Origin of the sequence: Arthrobacter livingstonensis (assembly GCF_003219815.1) — a bacterium.
GTDB classification, from domain to species: domain Bacteria; phylum Actinomycetota; class Actinomycetes; order Actinomycetales; family Micrococcaceae; genus Specibacter; species Specibacter livingstonensis.
Map to the genome: position 1 here is coordinate 56,802 of NZ_QJVD01000006.1, position 23,602 is coordinate 80,403.

The window sequence follows — 23,602 nt, forward strand, 5'->3', positions numbered from 1 at the left end:
GACCGTGATGAAAAGGTACGTGATTAGGACATGAGGCCGATGTGTTCGGCATGGTGGCAGGCAACGGAGCTTCCCTTGACGATCCGCCGCTCAGGGTCGGCGGTGCGGCACTGTTCCTGCGCGGCGGCGTCCATGAGCTGGTAGAGCGGGCAGCGGGTGCGGAAGTTGCAGCCGGTGATGTCCTCCGTGGGGCTGGGCAGGTCCCCTTCCAAAATGATGCGCCGGCGGGTCCGTTCCACGGACGGGTCAGGGACGGGAACGGCGGAGAGCAGGGCCCGCGTGTATGGGTGCTGCGGATCGTTGAAAATATCCTCCGCGGGACCGCTTTCGACGATCCGGCCCAGGTACATGACTGCGACGTTGTCCGCGATCTGGCGCACCACCGCCAGGTCGTGGGCCACAAACAGGTACGACAGGCCCAGCTTTTCCTGCAGGTCCTCGAGCAGGTTGATGACGCCGGCCTGGATGGAGACGTCCAGCGCGGAGACGGGTTCGTCCAGCACCACGATCTTCGGGTCGGTGACCAGGGCACGGGCAATGCCGATGCGCTGGCGCTGCCCGCCCGAAAACTCGTGAGGGTAGCGGGAAGCCATGGAGGGGTCCAAGCCCACCAGGTCCAGGACGTCGCGGACCTTTTGCAGCCGTTCCCTGGCCGGCACGCCGTGGACCGTGAGCGGTTCGGCCACGATGTCCTGGACGGGAAGGCGCGGGTCCAGCGACGCCATCGGGTCCTGGAACACCACCTGGATGTCCCGGCGGAGGGCCCGGCGCTCCTTGGTACTCATGGCGGCGACATCCCGGCCGTTGACCATGATCTGGCCGGACTGCGGCTTGGCCAGTTCCAGGATTTCCATAATGGTGGTCGACTTTCCGCAGCCGGATTCGCCCACCAGTCCCAGGGTCTGGCCGGACCTAATGTCAAAGCTGATGCCGTCCACGGCACGCACCGTGCCGATGGTGTGCTTAAACACGGAGCCCTTGGTCAGTGGGAAGTGCCGCACCAGGCCCTCGACCCCAAGCACGCTCTCCGGGACAATTTCCGCCCGTTCCTCAAGCGCCACGGGCTCAGGGACCGGGTAGATCCCCGTGCGGTTCAGTTTGCCCGAGGCAATCTCATCCACGCGCAGGCACGCCGAAGCATTCAGCGGCTTGCCGGAAATGGGTGTCAGCGGCGGCTCCGTGGTGCGGCAGGCGTCGATGGCGATGGGGCACCGTGGGGCAAAGGGGCAACCGGGCGCCAGATTGCTCAGCATGGGCGGCCGGCCTTCCAGCGGCACCAGGCGGGTGTGCCCGGCCGTGGCCAGGTTGGGCATCGAGCGCAACAGGCCGATCGTGTACGGCATGGACGGGGCATGGAACACCTCGTCCACCGTGCCGGTCTCCACAATCCGCCCGGCATACATGACGGCGATCCTGTCCGCATTGCCGGCCACCACGCCCAGGTCGTGGGTGATGAGCACGACGGCGGCGCCGGTGAGGTCTTTCGCCTTTTGCAGCACCTCCAGGATCTGGGCCTGGATGGTGACGTCCAGCGCCGTCGTCGGCTCATCGGCGATGATCAGGCGCGGGTTGTTCGCGATGGCGATGGCGATCATGGCCCGCTGGCGCATGCCGCCGGAGAATTCGTGGGGGAAGGCCTGGGCGCGGCGCTCCGGATTGGGGATGCCCACCACCTTCAGCAGTTCAACGGCGCGGGCGTTGGCGGCCAGCTTGGACAGGTTTCTGTCGTGGAGCTGGAGGGCTTCGGCGATCTGGGTGCCGATCGTGTAGACCGGGGTCAGGGCGGACAGGGGGTCCTGGAAGATGATGGAGATGCCTTCGCCGCGCAGCTTGGACAGTTCCCTGTCGCTGCGGCCCAGCAGGGACCGGCCCTCGAAGAGGATGTCACCGCTGATCTGCGCCGAGGACGGCAGCAGTCCCATGACCGCCAGGGAAGAGACGGACTTGCCGGAGCCGGATTCGCCCACAATCCCGAGAAACTCGCCCTTGTCCACGTGGTAGTTGACCCCGCGGACGGCGGTGACGGCGCCACCGGGCTGCGGGAAGGTCACCCTGAGGTCCCGCACCTCCAACAGGTGTTCGGACGTGTTCGACGGCGTGTCCCCGTGCCGCGGGCGGGTGCGGAGACGGGGGGAGGCTGAATCAAGGCTGGGGGCACTGTTAGTCACGGTTGACTCCGGAAGTTGGGTCCACGGCGTCGCGCAGGGCGTCTCCGACCAGGCTGGCGGACAATACCGTAAATACGAGGATGGCGGCGGGGAAGATGAAGAGCCAGGGCCGGGTTGCCGCCGCGCCCTGGCCGGCGGCCAGGAGGGTGCCCAGGGAGACGTCGGGGGCTTGGATGCCGAAGCCGAAGAAGCTCAGCGTGGTTTCGCTGAGGATGGCGCCGCCCACGCCCAGCGTGGCGTCGATGATCAACAGCGAAGACACGTTCGGCAGCACATGCCGGCGGATGATGGTCCAGGTGTCGACGCCCATGAAGCGGGCAGCCTTGATGAAATCCCGGTCGCGCAGGGACATCGTCTGCGCACGGATCACGCGGGCCATGATCATCCAGCCGAATCCGGCCAGCAGGAAGATCAGGGCCACCCAGGACAAAGACTTGAAGATGGGGCTGAGCAGGATGAACAGGAACAGGCTCGGCAGCACCAGCAGCAGGTCGATGAACCAGATGATGATCCTGTCCCACCAGCCGCCCAGGTAACCGGCGACGGCGCCGACCACGCCGGCAATGATGGCCGCGAGGGGTCCCACCAGGAGCCCGATCACCAGTGACTTGCGCAGGCCCACGATGGTTTGGGCGTAAATGTCCTCGCCAATGTCGCTGGTGCCGAACCAATGCAGCCCGGTGGGGCTGGAGCCCATGTTGTAGACGTCGAGATCGGTAGCGTTCCAGGCGTTGGGGATGAGGCCAAAGGCGGCCCACAGAATGACGGCGACCAGGCCAACAAGGCCGACCCAAAAGCGCGGTGTGCCGCGCAGCCGGGAGACAACGAGGCGGAAGCGGGATACCGGCTTCCTGCCCGTGACGGTGGCTGGCTCGCCGGCGCTGGTGTCCGCGATGGGCATTTCTTCAAGCATTGACATGTTTATACCCGCACTCTCGGGTCAAGGGCGGCATATACAACATCGGAGAGGGTGCCGGCAATGAGCACCAGGATGGCGTTGAACAAGATGGCGCCGGTGAAGGCGTTGATATCGCTTTCGGTGATGGCCTGGACCAGCATCTCGCCCATGCCGTGCCAGCTGAACACCAATTCCGTGACGGCCGCGCCGGCCAGCACCGTGGCGAAGGAATAGGCAAAATAGGTGGACATGGGGATCAGTGCCACCCGTACGCCGTGGCGGACCAGCGCCGAACCGCGCGTGCGGCCCTTGGAACGGGCGGTTCGGATGTAGTCCGCGGACAACACGTCCAGCATGGCACTGCGCTGGTAACGGGAATAGCCGGCGGCGCCCATGAGCGCCAGCGAAATGGTGGGCAGCAGCAGGTGGGCCGCCCGGTCCAAGAACAGTGTCCACCAGCCGCCGTCCAGGCCCGCCGTATATTCGCCGGTGAAGCTGATCAGCTGCATTCCCAGGATGTTGTTCAGCCCCGTGGCCATGATCATCAGGAGGATGCCGATGACGAATGACGGCATGGCCAGGATGGTGAAGGAGGCGTAGGAGATGACCTGGTCGCTGGCCTTGTACTGCCGGACCGCGCCCCAGACGCCAAGGACGACACCGAAAATCGCGGCGATGATGGTGCCAAGGATGAGCAGCCGCAGGCTGGTGCCGGCCCGTGCCGCCATCTCGCTGATCACCGAGGTGTTGTGGATGGTGTCGCCGAGTGAGCCGTGGGTGACCAGGTTGACCAGCCAGGTCCACAGCCGCGCGACCACCGGGGTGTTGGGGTTGACGCCCAAGCCGTTCAGGATCGCGTTGATGGTTTCATCCGACGGGCGGGGGTTGCGCCCCAAGTAGCGCCCGGCCGGGTTAAGGATGAGGCTTGCGAGCACATATGCGCTCAGTGTTGCGATCGCCGAGAGGATTGCGTAATTGATGAATCGCTTAACAATGAAGCCGATCATGGGACCAGCCCCCTCTGGGCGGCGCATGAGGTCCCGTCAAGACGACGGGCCACCTGCTGCCGGGGTGAGTGCAGTGGCAAAAAATCATCCTTATACATGGTTCGCCGCACGGGCCAGGGTTGGCGGCCGGATAGCAACGAAGGGTTGTCATTCCCAAGGCATCATGGAGAGTGTGTCCCTGGCGCCTCTACCGTGCCAATGTACCGTGGATCACAAGCGCACAGTCCGTTATCCCGCATCGCCGCCCGGCGTGGCGTACCTACCGGTAACCCCAACACGCGGCCTTTGGGACGCAATTCCCCGGAATAGTGCGGAAGGCATCGATGCCATGCTGCGCCCGCAATGTAATAAAAGCGTTATGAAGGCGCTGGCGCGTGATGTGGCAGGCCGGCCCTTTGCGCAGCCCGTGGATAGTTCCGCTTCCACAGTCGCACAACTGCGTTTTCCCGGCCCTTTGCGTGGTTGGTTCTGCCGGCCGCGGGGACCCGGGGCGGCGGTCCGTGCCGGGCGACCATTTGCTCCTAAAAAATTTATTTATCGAATTCGCGTTGCGGGCTGGTCAAAGTGCCGATGAATGGGGTACTTTATAAATTAGTTCCGATGAGTTCCCTCGGAATGTCCGCTTGCGTGTTGAAAGGAGGCCATGATGTTTACATTTATCAAGTCCGGAGTTATCGGCGATTCTCTGGCCTCAACACGTCACGCCGGCAAGGCGTCGTAGCCCCTCACAAGGCTTCGCACGCATCCGGGTCGCCTGCTGAGGCTGCCCGAGATCAGTCATCCCCGATGAGGATGTCCTTCCCAGGCCATGCCTGGCCGTCCGTGGTGAACTTACTCCGCGGCGCCCGGCCGCATTCCTGCTTGGACACCAGGGGCTGACCACCCGCCGACCCACATCGGCATTGACGCACAAAATAATTCGCGCCTTTTTGTGCTCTCATAATGCCTTTTTCGCAAGGAAAACAATGGCTTTATTTGCCGCGCCAAAAATACGAGATATCCATACACCACTTGTGCCTGGGAGGGGGTGAATCAATTGAAATCAAGACAAACGATATCGGCCGTCAAACGAGTGTTCTTTGCTCCCGTCGACGACCGGGAGTTCAACGAGATGCGGGAGCAGCAGCAACGCCAGATCCTGAGGATCGACCTGTTCAACATCCGGTAAGGCCTTCCGCACGATGCGAAAGGAGGCTTCGGGATGATTGCCACTCATCAGCAGGAAAAGAACCACAAATATGGACGCGTCCCTTATGGCGCCACCGTAAACGGTGAACAGCCCGCGCTGCCCGGCGCGGGCTGTTTCATTTTCGCGCTCCTTCTTCCCCTGCCGGGACTCCCCTCAGGGTAGCTTCGAGCCGGTAGGCTCGTGGCATGCAGGATTCACAGGCCCCGGAGCGGCCGCGCCGGCACCAGATTGTTGTCCCCACGCGCAGTGACCCCCTGCTCCGGTTCATGACCGAACCCGTGGGCGGGCCGTTGGGCCGCCGGACCTCGCCGGGCCGCATTAGCGCGGGGTTCTTCACAGTGGAACGCGTCCTGGTCCTAATGGCCGCGGCGTCCGCCCTCATTGCCGTGGTCGCAAAGGGACATTGCCGCCAGACGGGATGGAGCACGCCGGACCAGTACTCAACTGTGTGTTGGTCGGAGTTCCCGAATTCCTTTGTGGATCATGACCTGGGGCGTTTGTTCCCCTATTTCAGCCCGGGCACCACCTTTGACCGCCCTCCGGTGGCCGCCGTTGTCGCCGGGCTGACCGGATGGTTGGCCGGTTTCGTCAATGGTGAGTCGCGGCTGCTGGCATTCTTTGACATCAACGCGGCGTTGATTGCCGCCGTGTGGATCTTCACCGTTGTGGTGGTGGCCCGCACGGCCGGGAGGCGTCCTTGGGATGCCGCCATCGTCGCCGCCAGCCCGCTTCTATGGCTGACCGCCTACGTTAGCTGGGATTTTTGGGCGGCAGCCCTGGTGGCTCTGGGCCTCTACCTGTTTGCCCGGCACCGTTCCATTTTGGCGGGCATTGTCCTGGGGGTGGCGGCCATGGCGGCGCCCTTCGCGCTCGTGGTTCTCCTGGCCCTGCTGGTGCTGGGCGTGCGGAGCAGGCAAGCCACGCGGCTGCTGGAAACGCTGGCCGGGGGCGCCGTGGGATGGCTGCTGGTGCTCGCCCCGGTGATGGTCCTCAATCCGGCGGGATGGGGCGCCTACGTGGCTTCACTGCTGACCGGGCCCGCCTCGCAATCCTCGCTCTATGGCGGTTACAACCTCGTCGCGGCACGAGCGGGGCTGCCCGCCCTGGGCGGAAACGCAGTAAATGTGTTGGCACTTGTCCTGTTGGCACTACTGGTGCTGGGCGTGGTGCTGCTGGGACTGTATGCCCCGCGGCGGCCGCGGGTGGCCCAACTGGCGGCCATGGCCGTGGCAGGATTCATCGTGGTCGACAAGTTCACCGAGCCGTGGCACGCGGTCTGGCTGCTGCCGCTGTTGGCCCTTGCCCTGCCGCGCTGGCGGCCCGTGGTGTGCTGGCAGGCCGCCGTTCTGGCCCACGTGTTGGCACTGCTGCTGTTTCAGGCCAAGGAACTGGGACAGATCAGCGACCAGCACGCCATCGACATGCCGTACTTTGTGCTGGCCGCGGCACTGGGCGCGGTGGCCACCTGCGTGTTGCTTGCCTTGATCGTCCGGGATGTGTTGGAGCCGCAGTTCGACGTCGTGCGCCGTGGAGGGGTGGACGATCCCCAGGGCGGAGTCCTGCTGGCGGCACAGGCGCCCGAAGCGCAGGTCACTGACACGGGGCGTCCCGCGGCAAACGTGCCCAAGGGGGCTGCCCAGGCCGCGGCGCCCGAAACAACGGGGCGGCCGCGGCATGGTTGATGTTGCGGTTGTCGGGTCGGGGCCCAACGGACTGGCCGCCGCGCTCACCATGGCCCGGGCGGGGCTGTCGGTCGCCGTCTTCGAAGGAGCGGGTGCCGTGGGCGGGGGGACGCGCACGGCGGAACTCACCCTGCCCGGGTTCCGCCATGACGTCTGTTCGGCCGTGCACCCCATGGCGCTGGCATCACCGTTCTTTCGCGCCTTTGAACTCGAGCGGCGCGTCGAGTTGTTGGTTCCGGAGATCTCCTACGGCCACCCGCTCGACGGCGGCAGGGCAGCCATCGCCTACCGGGACCTCGACCGCACGGTGGACACCCTGGGCGCTGACGGTGCTGCCTGGCGTTCACTTATGGAGCCGCTTTTGCGCCGGCTTGACGGCGTCATTGACTTCACCCAGAACGGCCTGCTCAGGTTCCCCCACGACCCGCTGGCGGCCTTCCTTCTCGGCTTGCGCACGCTCGAGCAGGGTACCCCGGCATGGCAGCTGCGGTTCCGGGAAGACGAGGCGCCCGCCATGCTCTCCGGGGTTGCCGCGCACGCAATCGGCAGGCTGCCAAGCCTGGCGACGGCAGGGGCGGGGATGCTGCTCGGTGCCCTGGCCCACGCGGGCGGCTGGCCGGTTCCCAGGGGCGGCTCACAAGCCATTGCGGACGCCATGGCGGCTGACCTGGTGGCGCACGGCGGAGCCATTGAGGTGGACGCACCGGTGACCGGCATTTCCGGCCTGCGTGCCGAGACCGGGGCCAAGGCCGTCATCTGCTGCGTCACGCCCCGGGCGTTGGCCGGCCTGGCCGCCGATGAATTACCGGCCCGCTATATACGTCAATTGGAATCCTTTAGATATGGCGCCGGCGTGTGCAAGGTCGATTTTGCCCTGTCGGGCCCGGTCCCGTGGACCAACGCCGGGCTGCACGGTGCCCCCACCGTTCATCTCGGCGGCACGCGCGCCGAGATCGCCAGAGCGGAAAACCAGGTCCTGTCGGGCGGCCATCCGGAACGCCCCTACGTATTGGTGGCGCAGCCCGGCGTCATCGACCCCACGCGGGCACCCGCCGGCCGGCACACCTTGTGGGCCTACACGCATGTGCCTGCCGGTTCCACGGAGGAGCGGACCGAGGCCGTGTCGGCGCAGCTGGAGCGGTTTGCCCCTGGATTCCGGGACCTGGTGCTGGCCAGCCACACCGTCTCCGCCGAAGAGCTGGGCGCCTACAACCCCAACTACATTGGCGGGGACATCAGTTCCGGCGCGGTGACGATGACCCAGCTGCTCCAGCGCCCGGTGGTGGCCCGCGAGCCCTGGAAAACCCCGGCAGCGGGCCTCTACCTTGCTTCAGCATCCACGCCGCCGGGACCAGCGGTGCACGGGATGGCGGGATGGCTGGCCGCGCGGTCGGCCCTGCGCCACACCTTCTCACTGGGGACTCCTGACTTGTCCCTCAGGTAGCGCCCGAGCAGCTGTGTGCTCTGCCTGCCTGAATTTCAGCCTTCCCGGTCACCGCGGGACCCGATCTGGCCAGTCAATGGACGGCGGTGCCGTCCAACTCCCTCAGTTGGCGGCGGTGAAGCGCGTGCGCACGTGCCGGGGGGTTTCAAGTTCGTCCAGCATGGCGACGGCAAAGTCCTGTGTGGAGATCCGCTCGCCTGCCGGGGAATCGCCGCCGAGGACATAGTGGCCGGTGCGCTCACCCGGTGCGATTTCGGGCGCCGGCGCCTGGACGGTCCAGTTGACGCTTTCCGGCAGGGCCTTGATGGCGTCCAGGGCGATGGCTGCCGTGCGTGCCTCGGCGCGGTACGCGTCGGGGAAGCCGGGGCGGTCCAGCAGGCGGGTGCCGTCCACCAACAGGGTGCCGGCGCCGCCCACGACGACCGTGCGGGTGGTGCCCACATTGGCCATGGCTGTGGCCGTGGCGTCGAGCCACAGCTGGTGGTCGCCGCCGGTGCGGCTTGGCCCGGTGGCAAGCACCACGGCGTCGTGGGCCTTCGCGACGGAGGCGACAGTTCCGGCGTCGGACTGGTCAGCCGCAACGGCAGTGGCGGAAGCGACGTCCGCCACGGCGTTGCCGGAGCGGGAAATGGCGGTGACCACATGGCCGCGCCGCACTGCTTCTGCCGCAATCTGTGAGCCGACCATTCCAGTGGCGCCAAATATGGCAATCTTCATGGGGTTCTCCTTTTGGTAACGCTGTTGGCGTCTTGTCGAAGCTGATGAGACAATGGTATTCAGAAGATACTGAGACATTCAAAGATACTGGGTTACCTTATGGATACCAAAGGCGCCAGCTTCATCGGCAATGTGATGGACCCCGACTGTCCCTCACGCATGGTTTTCGCCCGCATCGGGGACAAATGGGCGACGCTGGTCATTCAGGTGCTGGCGGAGGGGCCGCTGCGGTTCTCGGAGTTGCGCCAAACGGTGCACGTGGTGACGCCGAAGGTCCTGACACAGGTGCTCAGGGCACTGGAGCGTGACGGCCTGCTCACACGCACCGTCTTTGCCCAGGTGCCCCCGCGCGTGGATTACGAACTGACGCCGCTGGGCCGGACCTTGTTGGAGCCACTTAAAGCATTGCGCGAGTGGGCGGAAAGTAACGTGTCCGCCATGCTGGCGTCCCGGGACGACTACGACGAGCGGGAAGACGCGGCCATTCTGCGGCCCCCGGGGCACCCGGGAAGGTAGGCTGAAAGGATGCAGCCAACGTCCATCGGCAGGCGGCGCGCGCCCGTCATGGAAGACGTGGCACAGCGCTCTGGCGTCTCCCACCAAACCGTCTCCCGCGTGCTCAATCAAAGCCCGAATGTCAGTGAAAAGACACGTCAAAGGGTCAGCCAGGCGATCGCCGAACTCGGCTACCGGAGGAACACTGCGGCGCGGTCCCTGGTGACACGGAGGTCGCAGACCATTGGCCTGCTGGCGAGCGAGATGAGCGAATACGGGCCCTCCAACACCTTGCTTGCAGTCCAGCAGGCGGCGCGCGAGGCTGGTTACTTTGTGAGCATCGCCGGCATCCGGGAGGTCAACCGCACCACCATCACCGAAGCCTTGACCCGGTTCCTTGACCAGGGCGTGGACGGGATAATCGTCCAGGTTCCCCACGCCGGCATCCTCGAGACCCTGCACGAGCTGAACCTGGATGTCCCGGTGGTTGCCATCGGCGCTTCGGGAGTCAACGGTTTCAGCGGGGCCATGGTGGACCAGGAAGCCGGTGCCCGGAGCGCTGTGCAGCACCTCGTGGACTTGGGGCACCGCAGGATCGCCCACGTGGCCGGGCCCGATGGCTGGATCGACGCCGAAGCCCGGGTCGCCGGTTGGCGTGGCGTGCTCAGTGGAGCTGGCCTCCCCGAAGGACCGGTCGTGGCCGGAGACTGGACGGCAGCGTCCGGGTACCGGGCAGGGCTGGAGCTGGCCAGGGACCGTACCGTCACTGCCATTTTTGCGGGCAATGACCAAATGGCCCTGGGCCTTTTGCGTGCCTTGAACGAGCAGGGCCTCCGGGTGCCACAGGACGTGTCAGTGGTGGGCTTTGACGACCTGCCCGAGGGCGCCTATCTGCTTCCGCCGCTAACCACTGTTCGCCAGGGATTCGAAGAACTCGGCCGGCACTGCATCGACGCCATGCTGGCCAGGCTCGGCGGCGGGGAGAGCCCCCCGACCGAGGTGGTTCTTCCCGAACTGGTGGTGCGTGCCTCCACTGCAGCCTTGACTTAGCGCAGTCCCCAAAGTCCGGCCCCGCAAGTGCAGGGAACGATCAGTTTTGGCCGACCGGCATCACAAAAGCGGCCCCGCCGGGATGGGTGGGCCGCTTTTGTGGGGCTGCGGGGTTACTTGGTGGCGGCCTTGGCCCGCCGCTTGTTGAAGACGTCGAAGGCAACGGCAGCGAGCAGCACCAGGCCCTTGATCAACTGCTGGTATTCCGTTCCAACACCCATGATGGACATGCCGTTGTTCAGGATGCCAATGATCAGGCCGCCGATGATGGCACCCACCACGGTGCCGATGCCACCGGTGACGGCGGCGCCACCGATGAAGACGGCGGCGATGGCATCCAGCTCAAAGCCGTCTCCGGCCTTGGGGTTGGCCAGGTTGAGTTGGGCGGTGAAGACGAGGCCGGCCAGGGCGGAGAGCACACCCATGTTGATGAACAAGGTGAAGTTGACGCGCTTGGTGTTCACACCGGACAGTTCCGCGGCGTGGGCGTTGCCGCCGATGGCGTAGATATGGCGTCCCCACACGGAATTCGCCATGACGGCTGAGTAGCCCACCATGAGCACACCCATGACGATCAGGACTATTGGCGTTCCGCGGTAGCTGGCCAGCAGGAACGTGACGAGCAGGATCAGGGCCGAGGTGAAGACCAGCTTGAGCAGGAACCAGGAGAAGGGTTCATCCTCCAGGAAGTGCTTCTTGCGGGTGGCCCGGCCCTTGATGTCCGCGTAAACCATCCCGGCCGTCGCCAGGACGCCCAGGATCACCGTCAGCGGTTCCAGGAACGACGTTCCGCCGCCAAGGTCCGGCAGGAATCCGCTGCCCAGTGCACGAAATTCGTCCGGGAACGGGGAGATCTGCTGGTTTTGCAGGGCAATCTGGGTCAGGCCGCGGAAGGTGAGCATGCCGGCGAGCGTGACGATGAAGGACGGTATGCCGAAGTAGGCAATCCAAAATCCCTGCCACATGCCCACCACGGCGCCCAGCACCAGGCAGGCAATGATGGCCAGCCACCAGGGCATGTGCCACTGGGTGATCATGACCCCGGACATGGCACCTACAAACGCGACGACGGAACCGACGGAGAGGTCAATGTGCCCGGCGATGATGACCATGACCATGCCAACGGCCAAGATGAGGATGTAGCTGTTTTGCACGATCAGGTTTGAAACGTTGATGGGCGCCAGCGTGATGCCGTTTGTGGTGATCTGGAAGAAGATGATGATCACGATCAAGGCGATGAACAGCCCGATCTGGCGGAGCTGGCCGGTCAGGTATTGCAGGGCGGAACTAACTGCGGTCATCGTGCGTCCTGGTCCTTTGCTTGGGTCATGAACTGCATGAGGTATTCGGCGGTGGCTTTCTCCCGCGGGACGTTGGCCGTGATGCGGCCCTCCGCCAAGGTGTAGATCCGGTCGCAGATGCCCAGCAGCTCGGGCAGTTCTGAGGAAATGACGACGATGCCTTTGCCGTCGTCGGCGAGTTTGTTGATGATGGTGTAGATCTCGTACTTGGCGCCGACGTCGATGCCGCGTGTGGGCTCATCCAGGATCAGGACATCCGGGTTGGCGAACATCCACTTGGAGAGCACCACCTTTTGCTGGTTCCCGCCGGAGAGCTTGCCGGTCAGGGCCGCTACATTCGGGGCCTTGATGTTCATGGACTTGCGGAACCCTTCCGCTACGAGGCGTTCCCGGTTGCCGTCCACCCAGCCCCAGCGGGAGAGCTTGTGCAGCGCGGCTCCGGAGACGTTGCGCATGATGTTGTCCAGAAGGTTTAGCCCATAGCGCTTGCGGTCTTCCGTTGCGTAGGCGATACCGTGCTTGATGGCGGCGGCAACGGAGTTCGTCTGGATTTCAACGCCTTCCTTGTACACGCGGCCGCTGATCCTTGAGCCGTAGCTGTGCCCGAAGATGCTCATGGCCAGTTCGGTTCGCCCGGCCCCCATCAGCCCGGCGATGCCGACGATCTCGCCTGCGTGGACGTCAAAATTGGCGGATTTGACCACCTGGCGGGACTGGTCCACGGGGTGGTGCACTGTCCAGTCCTCGACGCGCAGCAGCTCGGCGCCGATGGTGGGCGTGTGAAACGGGTACCGGTTGTCCAGGTCGCGGCCCACCATGCCCTTGATGATGCGCTCTTCGGTGATTTCGTCAGCGTGCATGTCCAGGGTTTCAATGGTCTTGCCGTCGCGGATGATGGTGACCTTGTCCGCCACGGCCTTGATCTCGTTGAGCTTGTGGCTGATCATGATGGACGTGATGCCCTGCTGCTGGAAGTGCTTGATCAGGTTCAGCAGGTTGGCGGAGTCGCCGTCGTTCAAGGCAGCGGTGGGTTCGTCCAGGATCAACAGCTTCACCTTCTTGGAGAGGGCCTTGGCGATTTCCACGAGTTGCTGCTTGCCGACGCCGAGGTCGGCGACCTTGGTGGTGGGGTGGTCGTTGAGGCCGACCCTTGCCAGCAGCTTGGAGGCTTCTAAGTTGGTCTTGTTCCAGTCAACGAAGCCACGGGTGGCCATTTCATTGCCCAGGAAGATGTTTTCGGCAATGGACAGGTAGGGGCTCAGGGCCAGTTCCTGGTGGATGATGACGATGCCGGCGGCCTCTGAGGACTTGATGTCCTTGAACTGGCACAGCTTGTCTTCAAAGTGGATTTCGCCGTCGAAGGTGCCGGAGGGGTAAACCCCGGAGAGCACTTTCATAAGTGTGGATTTTCCTGCGCCGTTTTCACCGCAGATGGCGTGGACCTGGCCGCGCTGGACTTCCAGCGAGACGTCCTGCAAAGCCTTGACTCCGGGGAATGTCTTGGTGATGCTGCGCATGTCAAGGATTGTCGATGTCACGCTTGTCCTTCATCTCGCGTTGGTGGTGTGGGGAGTGGACCGTGCCGCGGCAGCCGGGCTGCCGCGGCAGGGAACAAACGCGTTACTTCAGGTCTGCAGCGGTGTAGTAGCCGCTGTCGATGAGCTCCTTGGTGTAGTTGTCCTTGGTGACAACCACTGGCTGGAGCAGGAAGGTCGGAACAACCTTGATCTTGTTGTTGTAGCTGGTGGTGTCGTTGACCTCGGGGGTCTTGCCCTTGAGGACGTCGTCGGCCATGGCCACGGCCTGGTCGCCCAGCTTGCGGGTGTCCTTGTAGATGGTGGAGTACTGCTGGCCGGCAATGATGGACTTCACCGAGGCGGCCTCGGCGTCCTGGCCCGTGATGACGGGGAGGGCGCTGCTGGCGTAACCGGAGGCCTGCAGTGCGGAGATGATGCCGATGGACAGGCCGTCGTAGGGCGAGAGGATGCCATCTACCTTGGCCCCGGAGGAGTAGGTGCTGGCGATCAGGTTCTGCATGCGCTTCTGGGCGGTGGCCGGGTCCCAGCGCAAGGTGGCGATCTGGGTGAAGCCGGTCTGGCCGCTCTTGACCACCAGGGTGCCGTCGTCGATGTACTTCTTCAGCGTCTTCATGGCGCCGTTGTAGAAGAACGTGGCGTTGTTGTCATCCGGGCTGCCGGCAAAGAGCTCAATGTTGAACGGGCCCTTTTTGCCCGTTTCCTTGCCTGCGTCATCAAGGATGCCCAGCCCCGTCAGCAGCGAAGTGGCCTGCTCGACGCCAACCTTCTCGTTGTCAAAGGTGGTGTAGTAGTCGACGTTTTTGTTGCCGTTGATCAGGCGGTCATAGGCGATGACCTTGATGCCGGCCTTGGCGGCGTTGTCGAGCTGGTCGCTCAGCGCGGTGCCGTCGATGGAGGCGATGATCAGGACCTTGGCGCCCTTGGTGATCATGTTGCTGACCTGCTGGACCTGCTGCGGGATCTTGTCGTCGCCGTACTCCAGGTCAGTTTTGTAGCCAAGCTTCTCCAACGACGCCTTGATCGCGTCACCGTCCTTGATCCAGCGCTCGGAGGTCTTGGTGGGCATGGCGATGCCGATCAAGGCCCCGCTGTTGTCCGCCGCGCCACCAGTGGTGGCAGCCTCGCCGCCGCGGGTTCCGCAGCCAGTGGCACCCAGCGCCAGCCCAAGTGCCAGGGCCCCTACGATCAAACTTTTGAATTTCATGGTTAATTCCTTCATGTCCTGAGGGCGTCAATGTCCCGGACCAGGCGGAAGCCGTGCGGTCAAGACGCAGAATCGCAAAGAGGCGGTGGCAATCGGTCACCATCAATGTGAGCGCTAACACTCGGGCTAAAGTGTAAGCCCTGCCACACCGGCCGTGTCAAGTGGCGCGCCGGCGGCACGGCAAGCGGCGCGCCAACGCAGTTGACAAGAATAAATGTTAGCGCTCACAATTGAGATTCAGTACACACCACCGTCATGTCCTGAGAGGCAGCAATGAGCAACGTTTCACCCCCGCCCGGGGAGGGCGGCATTCCCGACGCAAGTGCCCAATATGTGGTCGGCGTTGATTTTGGAACCCTGTCCGGGCGTGCCGTGGTGGTTCGCGTGCGGGACGGCGCCGAGCTGGGCAGTGGTGTGTTCGACTACCCGCATGCTGTTCTTGCTGACTCGCTCCCGGAAGCGGGGTCAGGGGTCCGGTTGGGCGTTGACTGGGCGCTGCAGGTGCCCAACGATTACCGCCTGGTCCTGGCCCATGCGGTTCCTGCCGCTGTACGGGACGCCGGGATCGATCCCGCGGACGTGGTGGGGATCGGCACCGACTTCACGGCGTGCACCATGGTCCCCACCTTGGGCAACGGCACGCCGTTGAATGAGGTCCCCGGTTATGCCAACCGCCCGCATGCCTACGTGAAGCTGTGGCGCCACCACGCAGCACAACCGCAGGCTGACAGGATCAACGCGCTGGCCGCCGAGCGCGGGGAGCCGTGGCTGCCGCGCTACGGTGGGCTGATTTCCTCCGAATGGGAGTTTGCCAAGGGCCTGCAGCTGCTGGAGGAGGACCCGGAGCTGTATGCGGCCATGGACCACTGGGTGGAGGCAGCAGACTGGATTGTTTGGCAGCTGACCGGGCGCTATGTCCGCAACGCCTGCACCGCCGGCTACAAGGGCATCTACCAGGACGGCCAGTACCCCTCGGCGGATTTCCTGTCCGCACTCAACCCCGACTTCGCCGGCTTTGTCGCGGACAAGGTTGCCCACCGGATCGGCAGGCTGGGCGAGGCCGCGGGCACCCTCAGCGCGCAGGCCGCGGAATGGACAGGCCTGCCGGAGGGCATTGCCGTATCCGTGGGCAACGTGGACGCGCACGTCACTGCGCCGGCCGCCCGCGCCGTGGCCCCCGGCCAGATGACGGCCATCATGGGCACCTCCACCTGCCATGTCATGAACGGCACCGAACTGCGCGGGGTCCCCGGCATGTGCGGCGCGGTCGACGGCGGCATTCTCGACGGACTGTGGGGCTATGAGGCCGGCCAGTCCGGCGTCGGCGATATCTTTGGCTGGTTTGTCAACAGCGGTGTTCCGCCGCAATACCACCACGACGCCGCGGCGCGCGGCCTGGGAATCCACGAATACCTCACGGACCTGGCCGCCGCGCAGCAGATCGGCCAGCACGGCCTCATCGCCTTGGACTGGCATAGCGGAAACCGTTCGGTACTGGTGGACCACGAGCTCTCCGGCGTCATCATCGGCCAGACGCTGGCCACTAAACCCGAAGATAGCTACCGCGCCCTGCTGGAGGCAACGGCCTTTGGCACCCGCACCATCATCGAGGCATTCAACGCCTCGGGAGTGCCCGTGACCGAGTTCGTGGCTGCCGGCGGGCTGCCCAGGAACCGGCTGTTGATGCAGATCTACGCGGATGTGATCGGTCTGCCGGTGCGCACCGTCGGCACCACCCAGGCGCCGGCACTGGGTTCGGCCATCCACGCGGCCGTGGCCGCCGGAGCCTACCCGGACGTCCACGCGGCAGCGGATGTCATAGGCGCCGCACCGGCGGATGTGTATGAGCCGGTGGCCGAAAATGTGGCCGCCTACAACGCGCTGTTTGCCGAATACACCGCCCTGCATGACTACTTTGGCCGTGGCGCCAACGGCGTCATGCACCGGCTAAAGGCCATCCAGCGGGCAGCACTCACCGGCCGCTCCCGTGACTGCTCCGCCAGCGGGGTGCCCGCGGGGGACGCCACGGAACGTGCGGCTGCGCCCGGTGCGGGAGTGTCGGCATGAGTGACCATAAAGCGGCGGCCGCCGCAAAAAACCTGTCCGGGAAGGTTGCCGCGGTCCGTGCCGAGGTGTGTGCCTTGCACGCGGAGCTGACCCGCTACGGGTTGGTGGTGTGGACGGCTGGAAACGTTTCCGCGAGGGTCCAGGGGGAGGAGCTGATGGTCATCAAGCCCTCCGGGCTGGCCTATGCGGAGCTGACACCGGAATCCATGGTGGTCACCGACCTGTTCGGAACCCCGGCGGCAGGTGACTGGGGAAACCCAACGTTCGCTCCGTCGTCGGACACGGCCGCGCATGCCTATGTCTACCGTCACATGCCGGAGGTGGGCGGGGTGGTGCACACCCACTCCACCTATGCCACGGCCTGGGCGGCGCGGGGGGAGGCGATCCCATGCGTGCTGACCATGATGGGGGATGAATTTGGCGGGGACATCCCCGTGGGGCCCTTTGCGTTGATCGGCGACGACTCGATCGGGCAGGGCATTGTCGAAACCCTCCGGGACTCGAAATCGCCCGCGGTGCTGATGAAAAACCACGGCCCGTTCACCATCGGCAGGGACGCCCGCGCGGCGGTGAAGGCCGCCGTAATGTGCGAGGAGGTCGCCAAGACCGTCCATGTCTCCCGCCAGCTGGGCGAACCGCTGCCCATCGACCCCGCCTTGATCGCCTCCCTGCACGATCGCTACCAAAACGTCTACGGCCAATAGGCCCTCCCGAACCTTAGGAAATCATGACCAAGAATCCCGCAGCGTCCGTATCGCTGGACCAGTATGAAGTGTGGTTCCTCACCGGTAGCCAGCACCTGTACGGCGAGGAGGTGCTGGCGCAGGTTGCCGCCCAGTCCCAGGAGATTGCGGACGCGCTCAACGCCTCAGGCGCCCCCGTTAAGCTGGTGTGGAAGCCGGTGCTGACGGACTCCGACGCCATCCGCCGGACCGCCCTTCAGGCAAACTCGGCGGACCACGTGATTGGCGTGACCGCCTGGATGCACACCTTTTCCCCGGCCAAGATGTGGATCCAGGGCCTGGATGCCCTGCGGAAACCGCTGCTGCACCTGCACACGCAGGCCAATGTGGAGCTGCCGTGGGAGGACATCGACTTTGACTTCATGAACCTGAACCAGGCCGCGCACGGCGACCGCGAGTTCGGCTACATCCAGGCCCGCCTGGGCATCCCGCGCAAGACGGTGGTGGGGCACGTGTCCAACCCGGAGGTGCAGCGCCAGGTGGGTGTGTGGCAGCGCGCCGCCGCCGGCTGGGCCGCCGTGCGCGGGCTGAAGCTGACCCGCTTTGGCGACAACATGCGCAATGTGGCCGTCACCGAGGGAGACAAGACCGAGGCCGAGCTGCGCCTGGGCGTCTCGGTCAACACGTGGAGCGTCAATGAGCTGGCCGACGCCGTCCACTCCTCCGCGGAGACGGACGTTGACGCGCTGGTAGCCGAATACGAGGAGCTGTACGACGTCGCCGGGGAACTTAGACGCGGTGCGCCCCGGCACGAATCCCTGCGCTACGGGGCGAAGATCGAGCTTGGCCTGCGCTCCTTCCTGGAGGCGAACGGCTCGGCTGCCTTTACGACGTCGTTCGAGGACCTGGGTGCCCTGCGCCAGCTGCCCGGGCTGGCGGTGCAGCGCCTGATGGCGGACGGCTACGGCTTTGGCGCCGAGGGGGACTGGAAGACGGCCATCCTGGTCCGCGCCGCGAAGGTCATGGGCGCCGGGCTGCCCGGCGGGGCGTCCCTCATGGAGGACTACACCTACCACCTGGTGCCCGGTGCGGAGCGGATCCTGGGCGCACACATGCTCGAGGTCTGCCCTTCGCTGACCACTTCTCGGCCGCGCCTGGAAATCCACCCTCTGGGCATTGGCGGCAGGGAGGACCCCGTTCGGCTGGTCTTTGACACCGACGCCAGCGCCGGCGTGGTGGTGGCGCTCTCCGACATGCGCGACCGCTTCCGACTGGTGGCCAACGCCGTCGAGGTGGTCCCGCTGGAGCAGCCGCTGCCCAAACTGCCGGTGGCCAGGGCGCTGTGGAGCCCCAAGCCGGACTTCGCCACCTCCGCCGCCGCCTGGCTGACGGCTGGCGCCGCGCACCACACGGTGCTGTCCACCCAGGTGGGCGTCGAGGCGTTTGAGGACTTTGCCGAAATGGCCCAGACTGAACTGCTGACCATTGACGACGGCACCACGCTGCGCGACTTTAAAAAGGAGATCCGGTGGAACCAGGCCTACTACAAGCTGGCTGGCGGACTGTGACCGGTGGTGTGAACGGGGATCAATACCTGATCAAGTCCGGCGACTACACGGCCCGGATCGTGGCGCGCGGGGCCGCCCTGTGCGAACTCCAGCACCGCGGCCGCGACCTGGTGGTGCCCTTCGCCGCGGACGGGCCGATCCCCGACTTCAGGGGCATCATCGCCGCGCCGTGGCCCAACAGGGTGGCGGACGGCGCGTACCGCTGGGAGGGCACCGTCAACCACCTCCCGCTCAACGAGCCGGAGCGCGGGACCGCCTTGCACGGCCTTGCCCTTGACCTGCTGTGGACGGTGGAGGTGCACGAAGACGAACGCCTGGTGCTGAGCTGTTCCGTGCAGCCCTCAAAGGGGTATCCGTCGGAATTGTTGCTCCAGGCAGAGTACAGCCTGGGCGTCGGCGGGCTGCACTGCGCCGTGACGGCGAGCAACGTGGGCGGTGCTGCCGCCCCCTATGGGGTCTGCCCGCACCCGTACCTGGTGGCAGGGGAGGCACCGCTGGACGAGTGGACGCTTTCCTTCCCTGCCGAGTCGTTCCTGCCGGTGACGCCGGACCGGCTGCTCCCGCTGGACCTCGCCCCGGTGGCCGGCCACAGCTTTGACTTCCGCGAGCCGGCGCTCATTGGCAGCACCGAGATCGACCATGCCTTCACCAACATTGCCACCGACGACGCCGGGGAGTCCCGCCTGCTGCTCACCGACCCGTCGGGGACCTTTGTGGGGATGCGCTGGGACGAAAACTGCCCGTGGCTGCAAATCCACACGGCGGACAAGGCCGCACCGGCCGCCAGCCGGCTGGGCCTCGCCGTGGAACCGATGACCTGCCCGCCGGACGCGTTCAATTCGGGCACTGACGTCATTCGGCTGGCGCCGGGGGGCACCCACACGGCAGGCTGGAGCATTTTCGGCGGGTGAGGCAGGTCCGGTTCATCTTGTAGCATCAAGGGCAGTGTCCTGCTGTGTGCTGGACCCCTGATGAATTGAGGAACTGATGCGGGCTACCGTCAAGGACGTTGCGGCCCGTGCGGGGGTATCACCTAAGACTGTCTCCAATGTGGTCAACGGGCTGGTGCCGGTCAGCGAACGCACCCGGTCCAAAGTGGAGGCTGCCGTGGCCGAGCTGGACTATGTCCCAAACCTCTCCGCGAGGGGCCTGCGCAATGGCCGCACCGGCGTCATTGCCCTGGCCCTGCCGGATTTGTCCACACCGTATTCCGCGGAGCTGGCCCATCATGTGGTGGAGGTGGCCCACGAACAGGGCTGGAGCATCCAGATTGAGGAGACGGGCCACGACCCGCGCCGGGAATTTGACCTGGTCTCCAAGGCCCGGGCCAACCTGATCGACGGACTCATCCTCAATCCGGTGGCGCTGGATGAGAGCGCCATCCGGGTGGGTGGCAACCTGCCACCCATGGTGCTGCTGGGCGAGGTGTCGCAACAGCGCGTGGACCAGGTCGGCGTGGACAACGTTTCCGCCGCCCGCGACATGACGCTTGCCCTGGCCGGCAGCGGACGACGCCGGATCGCCGTGTTGGGCCCGAACGGCACCAGCCGCTCGGCGACGGCCGGGGTGCGCACCCAGGGGTACCGGGAGGCACTTGCCCAGTTGGGCATTCCCCATGATCCGGCGCTGGAAATCGTCTGCGACGAGTGGACGCCCGGCGGCAGCGCCGCCGCCCTGACTGCCTTCCTGGCGGGGCATGAACTGCCGGAGGCGCTCTTTTGCTTCACTGACTCCCTGGCCATTGGCGCATTGAGCGTGCTGACTGCCTCCGGGCACCGGGTTCCGGACGATGTACTCGTGGCCGGCTTTGACAACGTGGCCGACGGCCAATACGCCGTCCCCGCGTTGACCACCATCTCCGTGGACAAGCGCGCCATGGCTGAAAACGCCGTACGCCTGCTCACCGAACGCATGGCCGATCGGAGAAAGGAGCCCGTCCACCTGGAGCTGCCGTACCGCTTGATTGTCCGTGCCAGCACGGGTGCGCTCCCGGCTGGCCGTGCGCGCTAGCGTCCGGCTATTTATCCAGGTACCGGGCTACTTGCCGAGGTAACGAAGGAACATAATTGTGCGCGCTCACAAATAACTCTTGCGCCCTCGATTACAACGATGTAATCTGTGTCTCAGGTCACCCCGCGCCTTCCGACGGTGACGACTTTCTAGCTCCGGTTTTTGACTCCGGCCCGACACGGGCGTCCGGCCCTGCGCACTATCTGCGGGAACACATTTTTACGCGAACAAAGGAGTGAGCGATGTACCCAGCAAGTGAACCATCCAGTTCCGATCCGACCAGGCGGCAGCTGCTGCGAGGCGGCGCACTGGCCCTGTCCGGCGCGGCGGCCGCAGGCCTGTTGTCTGCCTGCGGTGGCACTGCCTCCGCGGCGGACGTTGAGCAGCTTCGGTTCTGGCACCTGCTCTCTGGCGGTGACGGCATTAAGATGCAGGCCATGATCGACACCGCCAACGCATCGCAATCGGCATACAAGGTGTTGCCCACGGTCCTGGCGTGGGGCGCCCCCTACTACACCAAGCTCGCCATGGCCTCAGCCGGCGGCCGTCCACCGGAAGTGGCCATCATGCACGCGGCCCGGGTGCCCGGCTATGCGCCCGGCGGACTCCTGGACCCATGGGATCTGGAGCTGTTGGCAAAGCACGGGGTCACGAAGGCCGACTTCGCCCCGCGCATCTGGGAAAACAGCCAGCTGGATGGCAAGGTATTCTCCATCGCGCTGGATTCCCACCCCTTCATCTTGATGTACAACACCGAGGTGGCCGGCAGGGCAGGCGTGCTCGGCGCGAACGGCCAGCTGGAGACCATCACCAGCGGGGACCGCTTCAAGGAGGCGGCCCTCGAAATGGCCAAGGTGACCGGAAAACACGGACTTTCCTACGGCTACCTCAGCGACGGAGCGCAAATGTGGCGGATGTTCTACACGTTCTACCTCCAGCACGGCGCCTCCATGGAACTGCTCCAGGGCCAGAAGGCAAAGGTTGACCGGGACGTTGCCGTGGACGTGCTGGAATACATCCACTCGCTCCTGGACGGCAAAATCGCCACGGCCAGCGGCGACGGCGGCACGGCCATCGCGGAGTTTGCGGGCCAGGATTCGGGCATGCTGGTCAGCGGCGTGTGGGAACTTCCCACCATGCAGACGGCAAAGATCCCCTTGGACGCCATGCCGATCCCGACCCTTTTCGGCACACCGGCCGCCTTTGCGGACTCACACGCCTTCGTCGTGCCGCACCAACTTAATCTGGACGGGCGAAAGCGGGAATACGTGTACGCCTTTGTTGCCCAAATACTCAAGGGTTCACTGAACTGGGCCAAGGCCGGGCACATCCCCGCATTCCAGCCCGTGGTGCGTTCAGAAGAATACAAGAACCTGGTGCCGCAAGCCCACTACGCCGGCGCCGCGGACATCATCAACTACGATCCGCGTGCCTGGTTCACTGGCTCCGGGTCCGATTTCCAGGCGTACTTTGCCGAGAATATCCAAAATGTGTTCCTCGGACGCACCCAAGCCAAGGACGGCTGGGACTCCTTCGTCCGCCGCTTGGACACCCTGTTATCGAAGCCAAACCCGGTCTAGGTGGCGGACATGGAAACACCATTCATATTGGCGAGAATTTCTTTTGCGGCAAGGGAGCCACGGCAATGAGCACAACCATCGAAACCCGGCATGGCAGCGCTCCGGCGCCCCCTGAGAATCGGCACGAGTCACGAAAACGGCGCGACAGGATCCATGGCTGGTCCTTCATGGCACCATTCCTGGTGTTCTTCGGCCTGTTCCTCATCTGGCCCCTGATTTACGGGATGGTCATGAGTTTCACAGGAAAGTCCCTGACCGGGGCCAACAGTTCCTTCCTGGGCCTGGCCAACTATGCGGAGGCCCTCGGGGATACCGACATGTGGCATTCGCTCGGCAACACCTTGTACTTCACCGTTATCAGCACTATCCCGCTGGTACTGGTGGCACTGGCCATGGCCGCGCTGGTCAACATGGGCCTGCCGGCCCAATGGCTGTGGCGGCTTTCCTTCTTCGCCCCGTTCCTGCTGGCCTCCACCGTGGTCTCGCTGTTCTTCGTGTGGATGTTCAATCCCCAGCTCGGCCTCATCAATTTCGTGCTCGGCAAGGTTGGCATTGCACCGGTCGACTGGCTGAACAACCCGGACGTGGCCATGTGGTCAATTGTGATCGCCACCTTGTGGTGGACTGTGGGCTTCAATTTTCTGCTGTACCTGGCAGCCATGCAAAACATCCCGGAGGCCCACTATGAGGCGGCGCAGCTCGACGGCGCCGGAGGGTGGCGCCAGTTCTTCTCCATCACCCTCCCGCAGCTGAACCAGACCACCATCATGATCGTCATCCTCCAGGTTTTGGCGTCGCTGAAAATCTTTGACCAGGTGTACCAAATGACAGGGGGCGGCCCTGGCGGTTCCACCCGCACCATTGTGCAGTACATTTTTGAGTCCGGTTTTACGGGCTACCGGCTGGGCTATTCGGCAGCCATCTCCTACATCTTCTTTGGCCTGATCGTTTTCGTCTCGATTGCCCAGTTCGCCGTCACCCGCAAGAGGAGTGCATAAGAC

At 64.8% G+C, this 23,602-nt stretch carries 19 protein-coding genes; 11 read left to right on the forward strand and 8 right to left on the reverse strand.

Translation table 11 applies throughout. The annotated features are described in order from the left end of the window. Positions 1-23 precede the first annotated feature (23 nt). From CVV68_RS07215 to CVV68_RS23825, 4 genes are all read right to left on the reverse strand, one after another. A complete protein-coding gene (locus CVV68_RS07215) occupies positions 24-2,066 on the reverse strand; it encodes an ABC transporter ATP-binding protein (protein WP_438502617.1) in 2,043 nt (680 codons plus the stop codon). 94 nt (positions 2,067-2,160) lie between these two features. Continuing rightward, positions 2,161-3,081 (reverse strand): ABC transporter permease, encoded by a 921-nt coding sequence (locus tag CVV68_RS07220; protein ID WP_245933401.1) that lies wholly within the window; start codon positions 3,079-3,081, stop codon positions 2,161-2,163. A gap of 8 nt (positions 3,082-3,089) precedes the next feature. Next, positions 3,090-4,073 carry an ABC transporter permease gene (locus CVV68_RS07225; RefSeq protein WP_110500334.1) on the reverse strand — a complete coding sequence of 328 codons (984 nt, stop codon included), beginning with the start codon at positions 4,071-4,073 and terminating at the stop codon, positions 3,090-3,092. A 1,042-nt stretch (positions 4,074-5,115) separates the two neighbouring features. Continuing rightward, the gene (locus tag CVV68_RS23825; protein WP_211320749.1) at positions 5,116-5,307 is read right to left on the reverse strand and encodes a hypothetical protein; all 192 of its coding nucleotides are present in this window, start codon (positions 5,305-5,307) and stop codon (positions 5,116-5,118) included. 140 nt (positions 5,308-5,447) lie between these two features. On the opposite strand from CVV68_RS23825, the gene CVV68_RS07230 reads away from it, so the two are divergent. Together CVV68_RS07230 and CVV68_RS07235 are read left to right on the forward strand one after the other, a co-directional pair. After that, positions 5,448-6,944, forward strand: a complete 1,497-nt coding sequence (locus CVV68_RS07230; protein ID WP_110500335.1) for a glycosyltransferase 87 family protein — start codon at positions 5,448-5,450, stop codon at positions 6,942-6,944. Continuing rightward, positions 6,937-8,388: a phytoene desaturase family protein gene (locus CVV68_RS07235; protein ID WP_110500336.1), complete on the forward strand. Its 1,452-nt coding sequence runs from the start codon at positions 6,937-6,939 to the stop codon at positions 8,386-8,388. Before CVV68_RS07230 ends, CVV68_RS07235 begins: the two co-directional genes overlap by 8 nt. Positions 8,389-8,490: 102 nt before the next feature. Here the strand turns inward: CVV68_RS07235 and CVV68_RS07240 are convergent, their stop codons facing one another. Then, positions 8,491-9,105, reverse strand: a complete 615-nt coding sequence (locus tag CVV68_RS07240; protein WP_110500337.1) for an NAD(P)-dependent oxidoreductase — start codon at positions 9,103-9,105, stop codon at positions 8,491-8,493. A 99-nt stretch (positions 9,106-9,204) separates the two neighbouring features. On the opposite strand from CVV68_RS07240, the gene CVV68_RS07245 reads away from it, so the two are divergent. Both CVV68_RS07245 and CVV68_RS07250 read left to right on the forward strand, forming a co-directional pair. Then, positions 9,205-9,621 carry a winged helix-turn-helix transcriptional regulator gene (locus CVV68_RS07245; RefSeq protein WP_110500338.1) on the forward strand — a complete coding sequence of 139 codons (417 nt, stop codon included), beginning with the start codon at positions 9,205-9,207 and terminating at the stop codon, positions 9,619-9,621. A gap of 9 nt (positions 9,622-9,630) precedes the next feature. Next, a complete protein-coding gene (locus CVV68_RS07250) occupies positions 9,631-10,650 on the forward strand; it encodes a LacI family DNA-binding transcriptional regulator (protein WP_110500339.1) in 1,020 nt (339 codons plus the stop codon). Between the two features lie 113 nt (positions 10,651-10,763). Here CVV68_RS07250 and mmsB read toward each other — a convergent pair whose 3' ends face one another. From mmsB to chvE, 3 genes are all read right to left on the reverse strand, one after another. Next, positions 10,764-11,951 carry a multiple monosaccharide ABC transporter permease gene (gene mmsB / locus CVV68_RS07255; protein WP_110500340.1) on the reverse strand — a complete coding sequence of 396 codons (1,188 nt, stop codon included), beginning with the start codon at positions 11,949-11,951 and terminating at the stop codon, positions 10,764-10,766. Next, on the reverse strand, positions 11,948-13,468 hold the full coding sequence (gene mmsA, locus CVV68_RS07260; protein ID WP_438502618.1) for a multiple monosaccharide ABC transporter ATP-binding protein: 1,521 nt from the start codon (positions 13,466-13,468) through the stop codon (positions 11,948-11,950). Before mmsA ends, mmsB begins: the two co-directional genes overlap by 4 nt. Before the next feature lie 103 nt (positions 13,469-13,571). After that, positions 13,572-14,693 (reverse strand): multiple monosaccharide ABC transporter substrate-binding protein, encoded by a 1,122-nt coding sequence (chvE, locus tag CVV68_RS07265; protein ID WP_110500342.1) that lies wholly within the window; start codon positions 14,691-14,693, stop codon positions 13,572-13,574. A gap of 273 nt (positions 14,694-14,966) precedes the next feature. Between chvE and araB the strand changes: the two genes are divergently transcribed. From araB to CVV68_RS07300, 7 genes are all read left to right on the forward strand, one after another. Continuing rightward, a complete protein-coding gene (gene araB / locus CVV68_RS07270) occupies positions 14,967-16,760 on the forward strand; it encodes a ribulokinase (RefSeq protein WP_110500343.1) in 1,794 nt (597 codons plus the stop codon). Continuing rightward, entirely contained in the window at positions 16,757-17,464 is a 708-nt protein-coding gene (locus tag CVV68_RS07275) for an L-ribulose-5-phosphate 4-epimerase (RefSeq protein ID WP_110500344.1), read from the forward strand. Before araB ends, CVV68_RS07275 begins: the two co-directional genes overlap by 4 nt. 23 nt (positions 17,465-17,487) lie before the next feature. After that, a complete protein-coding gene (gene araA / locus CVV68_RS07280; protein ID WP_110500345.1) occupies positions 17,488-19,011 on the forward strand; it encodes an L-arabinose isomerase in 1,524 nt (507 codons plus the stop codon). An 8-nt stretch (positions 19,012-19,019) separates the two neighbouring features. Further along, complete coding sequence (locus CVV68_RS07285; RefSeq protein WP_110500460.1) at positions 19,020-19,922, forward strand: aldose 1-epimerase family protein; 903 nt, start codon at positions 19,020-19,022, stop codon at positions 19,920-19,922. A 76-nt stretch (positions 19,923-19,998) separates the two neighbouring features. After that, complete coding sequence (locus tag CVV68_RS07290) at positions 19,999-21,021, forward strand: LacI family DNA-binding transcriptional regulator (protein WP_110500346.1); 1,023 nt, start codon at positions 19,999-20,001, stop codon at positions 21,019-21,021. Between the two features lie 242 nt (positions 21,022-21,263). After that, positions 21,264-22,601 (forward strand): extracellular solute-binding protein, encoded by a 1,338-nt coding sequence (locus tag CVV68_RS07295; protein ID WP_110500347.1) that lies wholly within the window; start codon positions 21,264-21,266, stop codon positions 22,599-22,601. A gap of 65 nt (positions 22,602-22,666) precedes the next feature. Continuing rightward, positions 22,667-23,599: a carbohydrate ABC transporter permease gene (locus CVV68_RS07300; RefSeq protein WP_110500348.1), complete on the forward strand. Its 933-nt coding sequence runs from the start codon at positions 22,667-22,669 to the stop codon at positions 23,597-23,599. The last annotated feature ends 3 nt before the right edge of the window (positions 23,600-23,602 follow it).

What these genes read in the sequence shown, in the direction of transcription:
- CVV68_RS07220 (WP_245933401.1), bottom strand. Translation starts at nt 3,081, where the DNA reads ATGCTTGAAGAAATGCCCATCGCGGACACCAGCGCCGGCGAGCCAGCC.
- CVV68_RS07225 (WP_110500334.1), bottom strand. Translation starts at nt 4,073, where the DNA reads ATGATCGGCTTCATTGTTAAGCGATTCATCAATTACGCAATCCTCTCG.
- CVV68_RS07230 (WP_110500335.1), top strand. Translation starts at nt 5,448, where the DNA reads ATGCAGGATTCACAGGCCCCGGAGCGGCCGCGCCGGCACCAGATTGTT.
- CVV68_RS07235 (WP_110500336.1), top strand. Translation starts at nt 6,937, where the DNA reads ATGGTTGATGTTGCGGTTGTCGGGTCGGGGCCCAACGGACTGGCCGCC.
- CVV68_RS07240 (WP_110500337.1), bottom strand. Translation starts at nt 9,105, where the DNA reads ATGAAGATTGCCATATTTGGCGCCACTGGAATGGTCGGCTCACAGATT.
- CVV68_RS07245 (WP_110500338.1), top strand. Translation starts at nt 9,205, where the DNA reads ATGGATACCAAAGGCGCCAGCTTCATCGGCAATGTGATGGACCCCGAC.
- CVV68_RS07250 (WP_110500339.1), top strand. Translation starts at nt 9,631, where the DNA reads ATGCAGCCAACGTCCATCGGCAGGCGGCGCGCGCCCGTCATGGAAGAC.
- mmsB (WP_110500340.1), bottom strand. Translation starts at nt 11,951, where the DNA reads ATGACCGCAGTTAGTTCCGCCCTGCAATACCTGACCGGCCAGCTCCGC.
- mmsA (WP_438502618.1), bottom strand. Translation starts at nt 13,468, where the DNA reads ATGCGCAGCATCACCAAGACATTCCCCGGAGTCAAGGCTTTGCAGGAC.
- chvE (WP_110500342.1), bottom strand. Translation starts at nt 14,693, where the DNA reads ATGAAATTCAAAAGTTTGATCGTAGGGGCCCTGGCACTTGGGCTGGCG.
- araB (WP_110500343.1), top strand. Translation starts at nt 14,967, where the DNA reads ATGAGCAACGTTTCACCCCCGCCCGGGGAGGGCGGCATTCCCGACGCA.
- CVV68_RS07275 (WP_110500344.1), top strand. Translation starts at nt 16,757, where the DNA reads ATGAGTGACCATAAAGCGGCGGCCGCCGCAAAAAACCTGTCCGGGAAG.
- araA (WP_110500345.1), top strand. Translation starts at nt 17,488, where the DNA reads ATGACCAAGAATCCCGCAGCGTCCGTATCGCTGGACCAGTATGAAGTG.
- CVV68_RS07290 (WP_110500346.1), top strand. Translation starts at nt 19,999, where the DNA reads ATGCGGGCTACCGTCAAGGACGTTGCGGCCCGTGCGGGGGTATCACCT.
- CVV68_RS07295 (WP_110500347.1), top strand. Translation starts at nt 21,264, where the DNA reads ATGTACCCAGCAAGTGAACCATCCAGTTCCGATCCGACCAGGCGGCAG.
- CVV68_RS07300 (WP_110500348.1), top strand. Translation starts at nt 22,667, where the DNA reads ATGAGCACAACCATCGAAACCCGGCATGGCAGCGCTCCGGCGCCCCCT.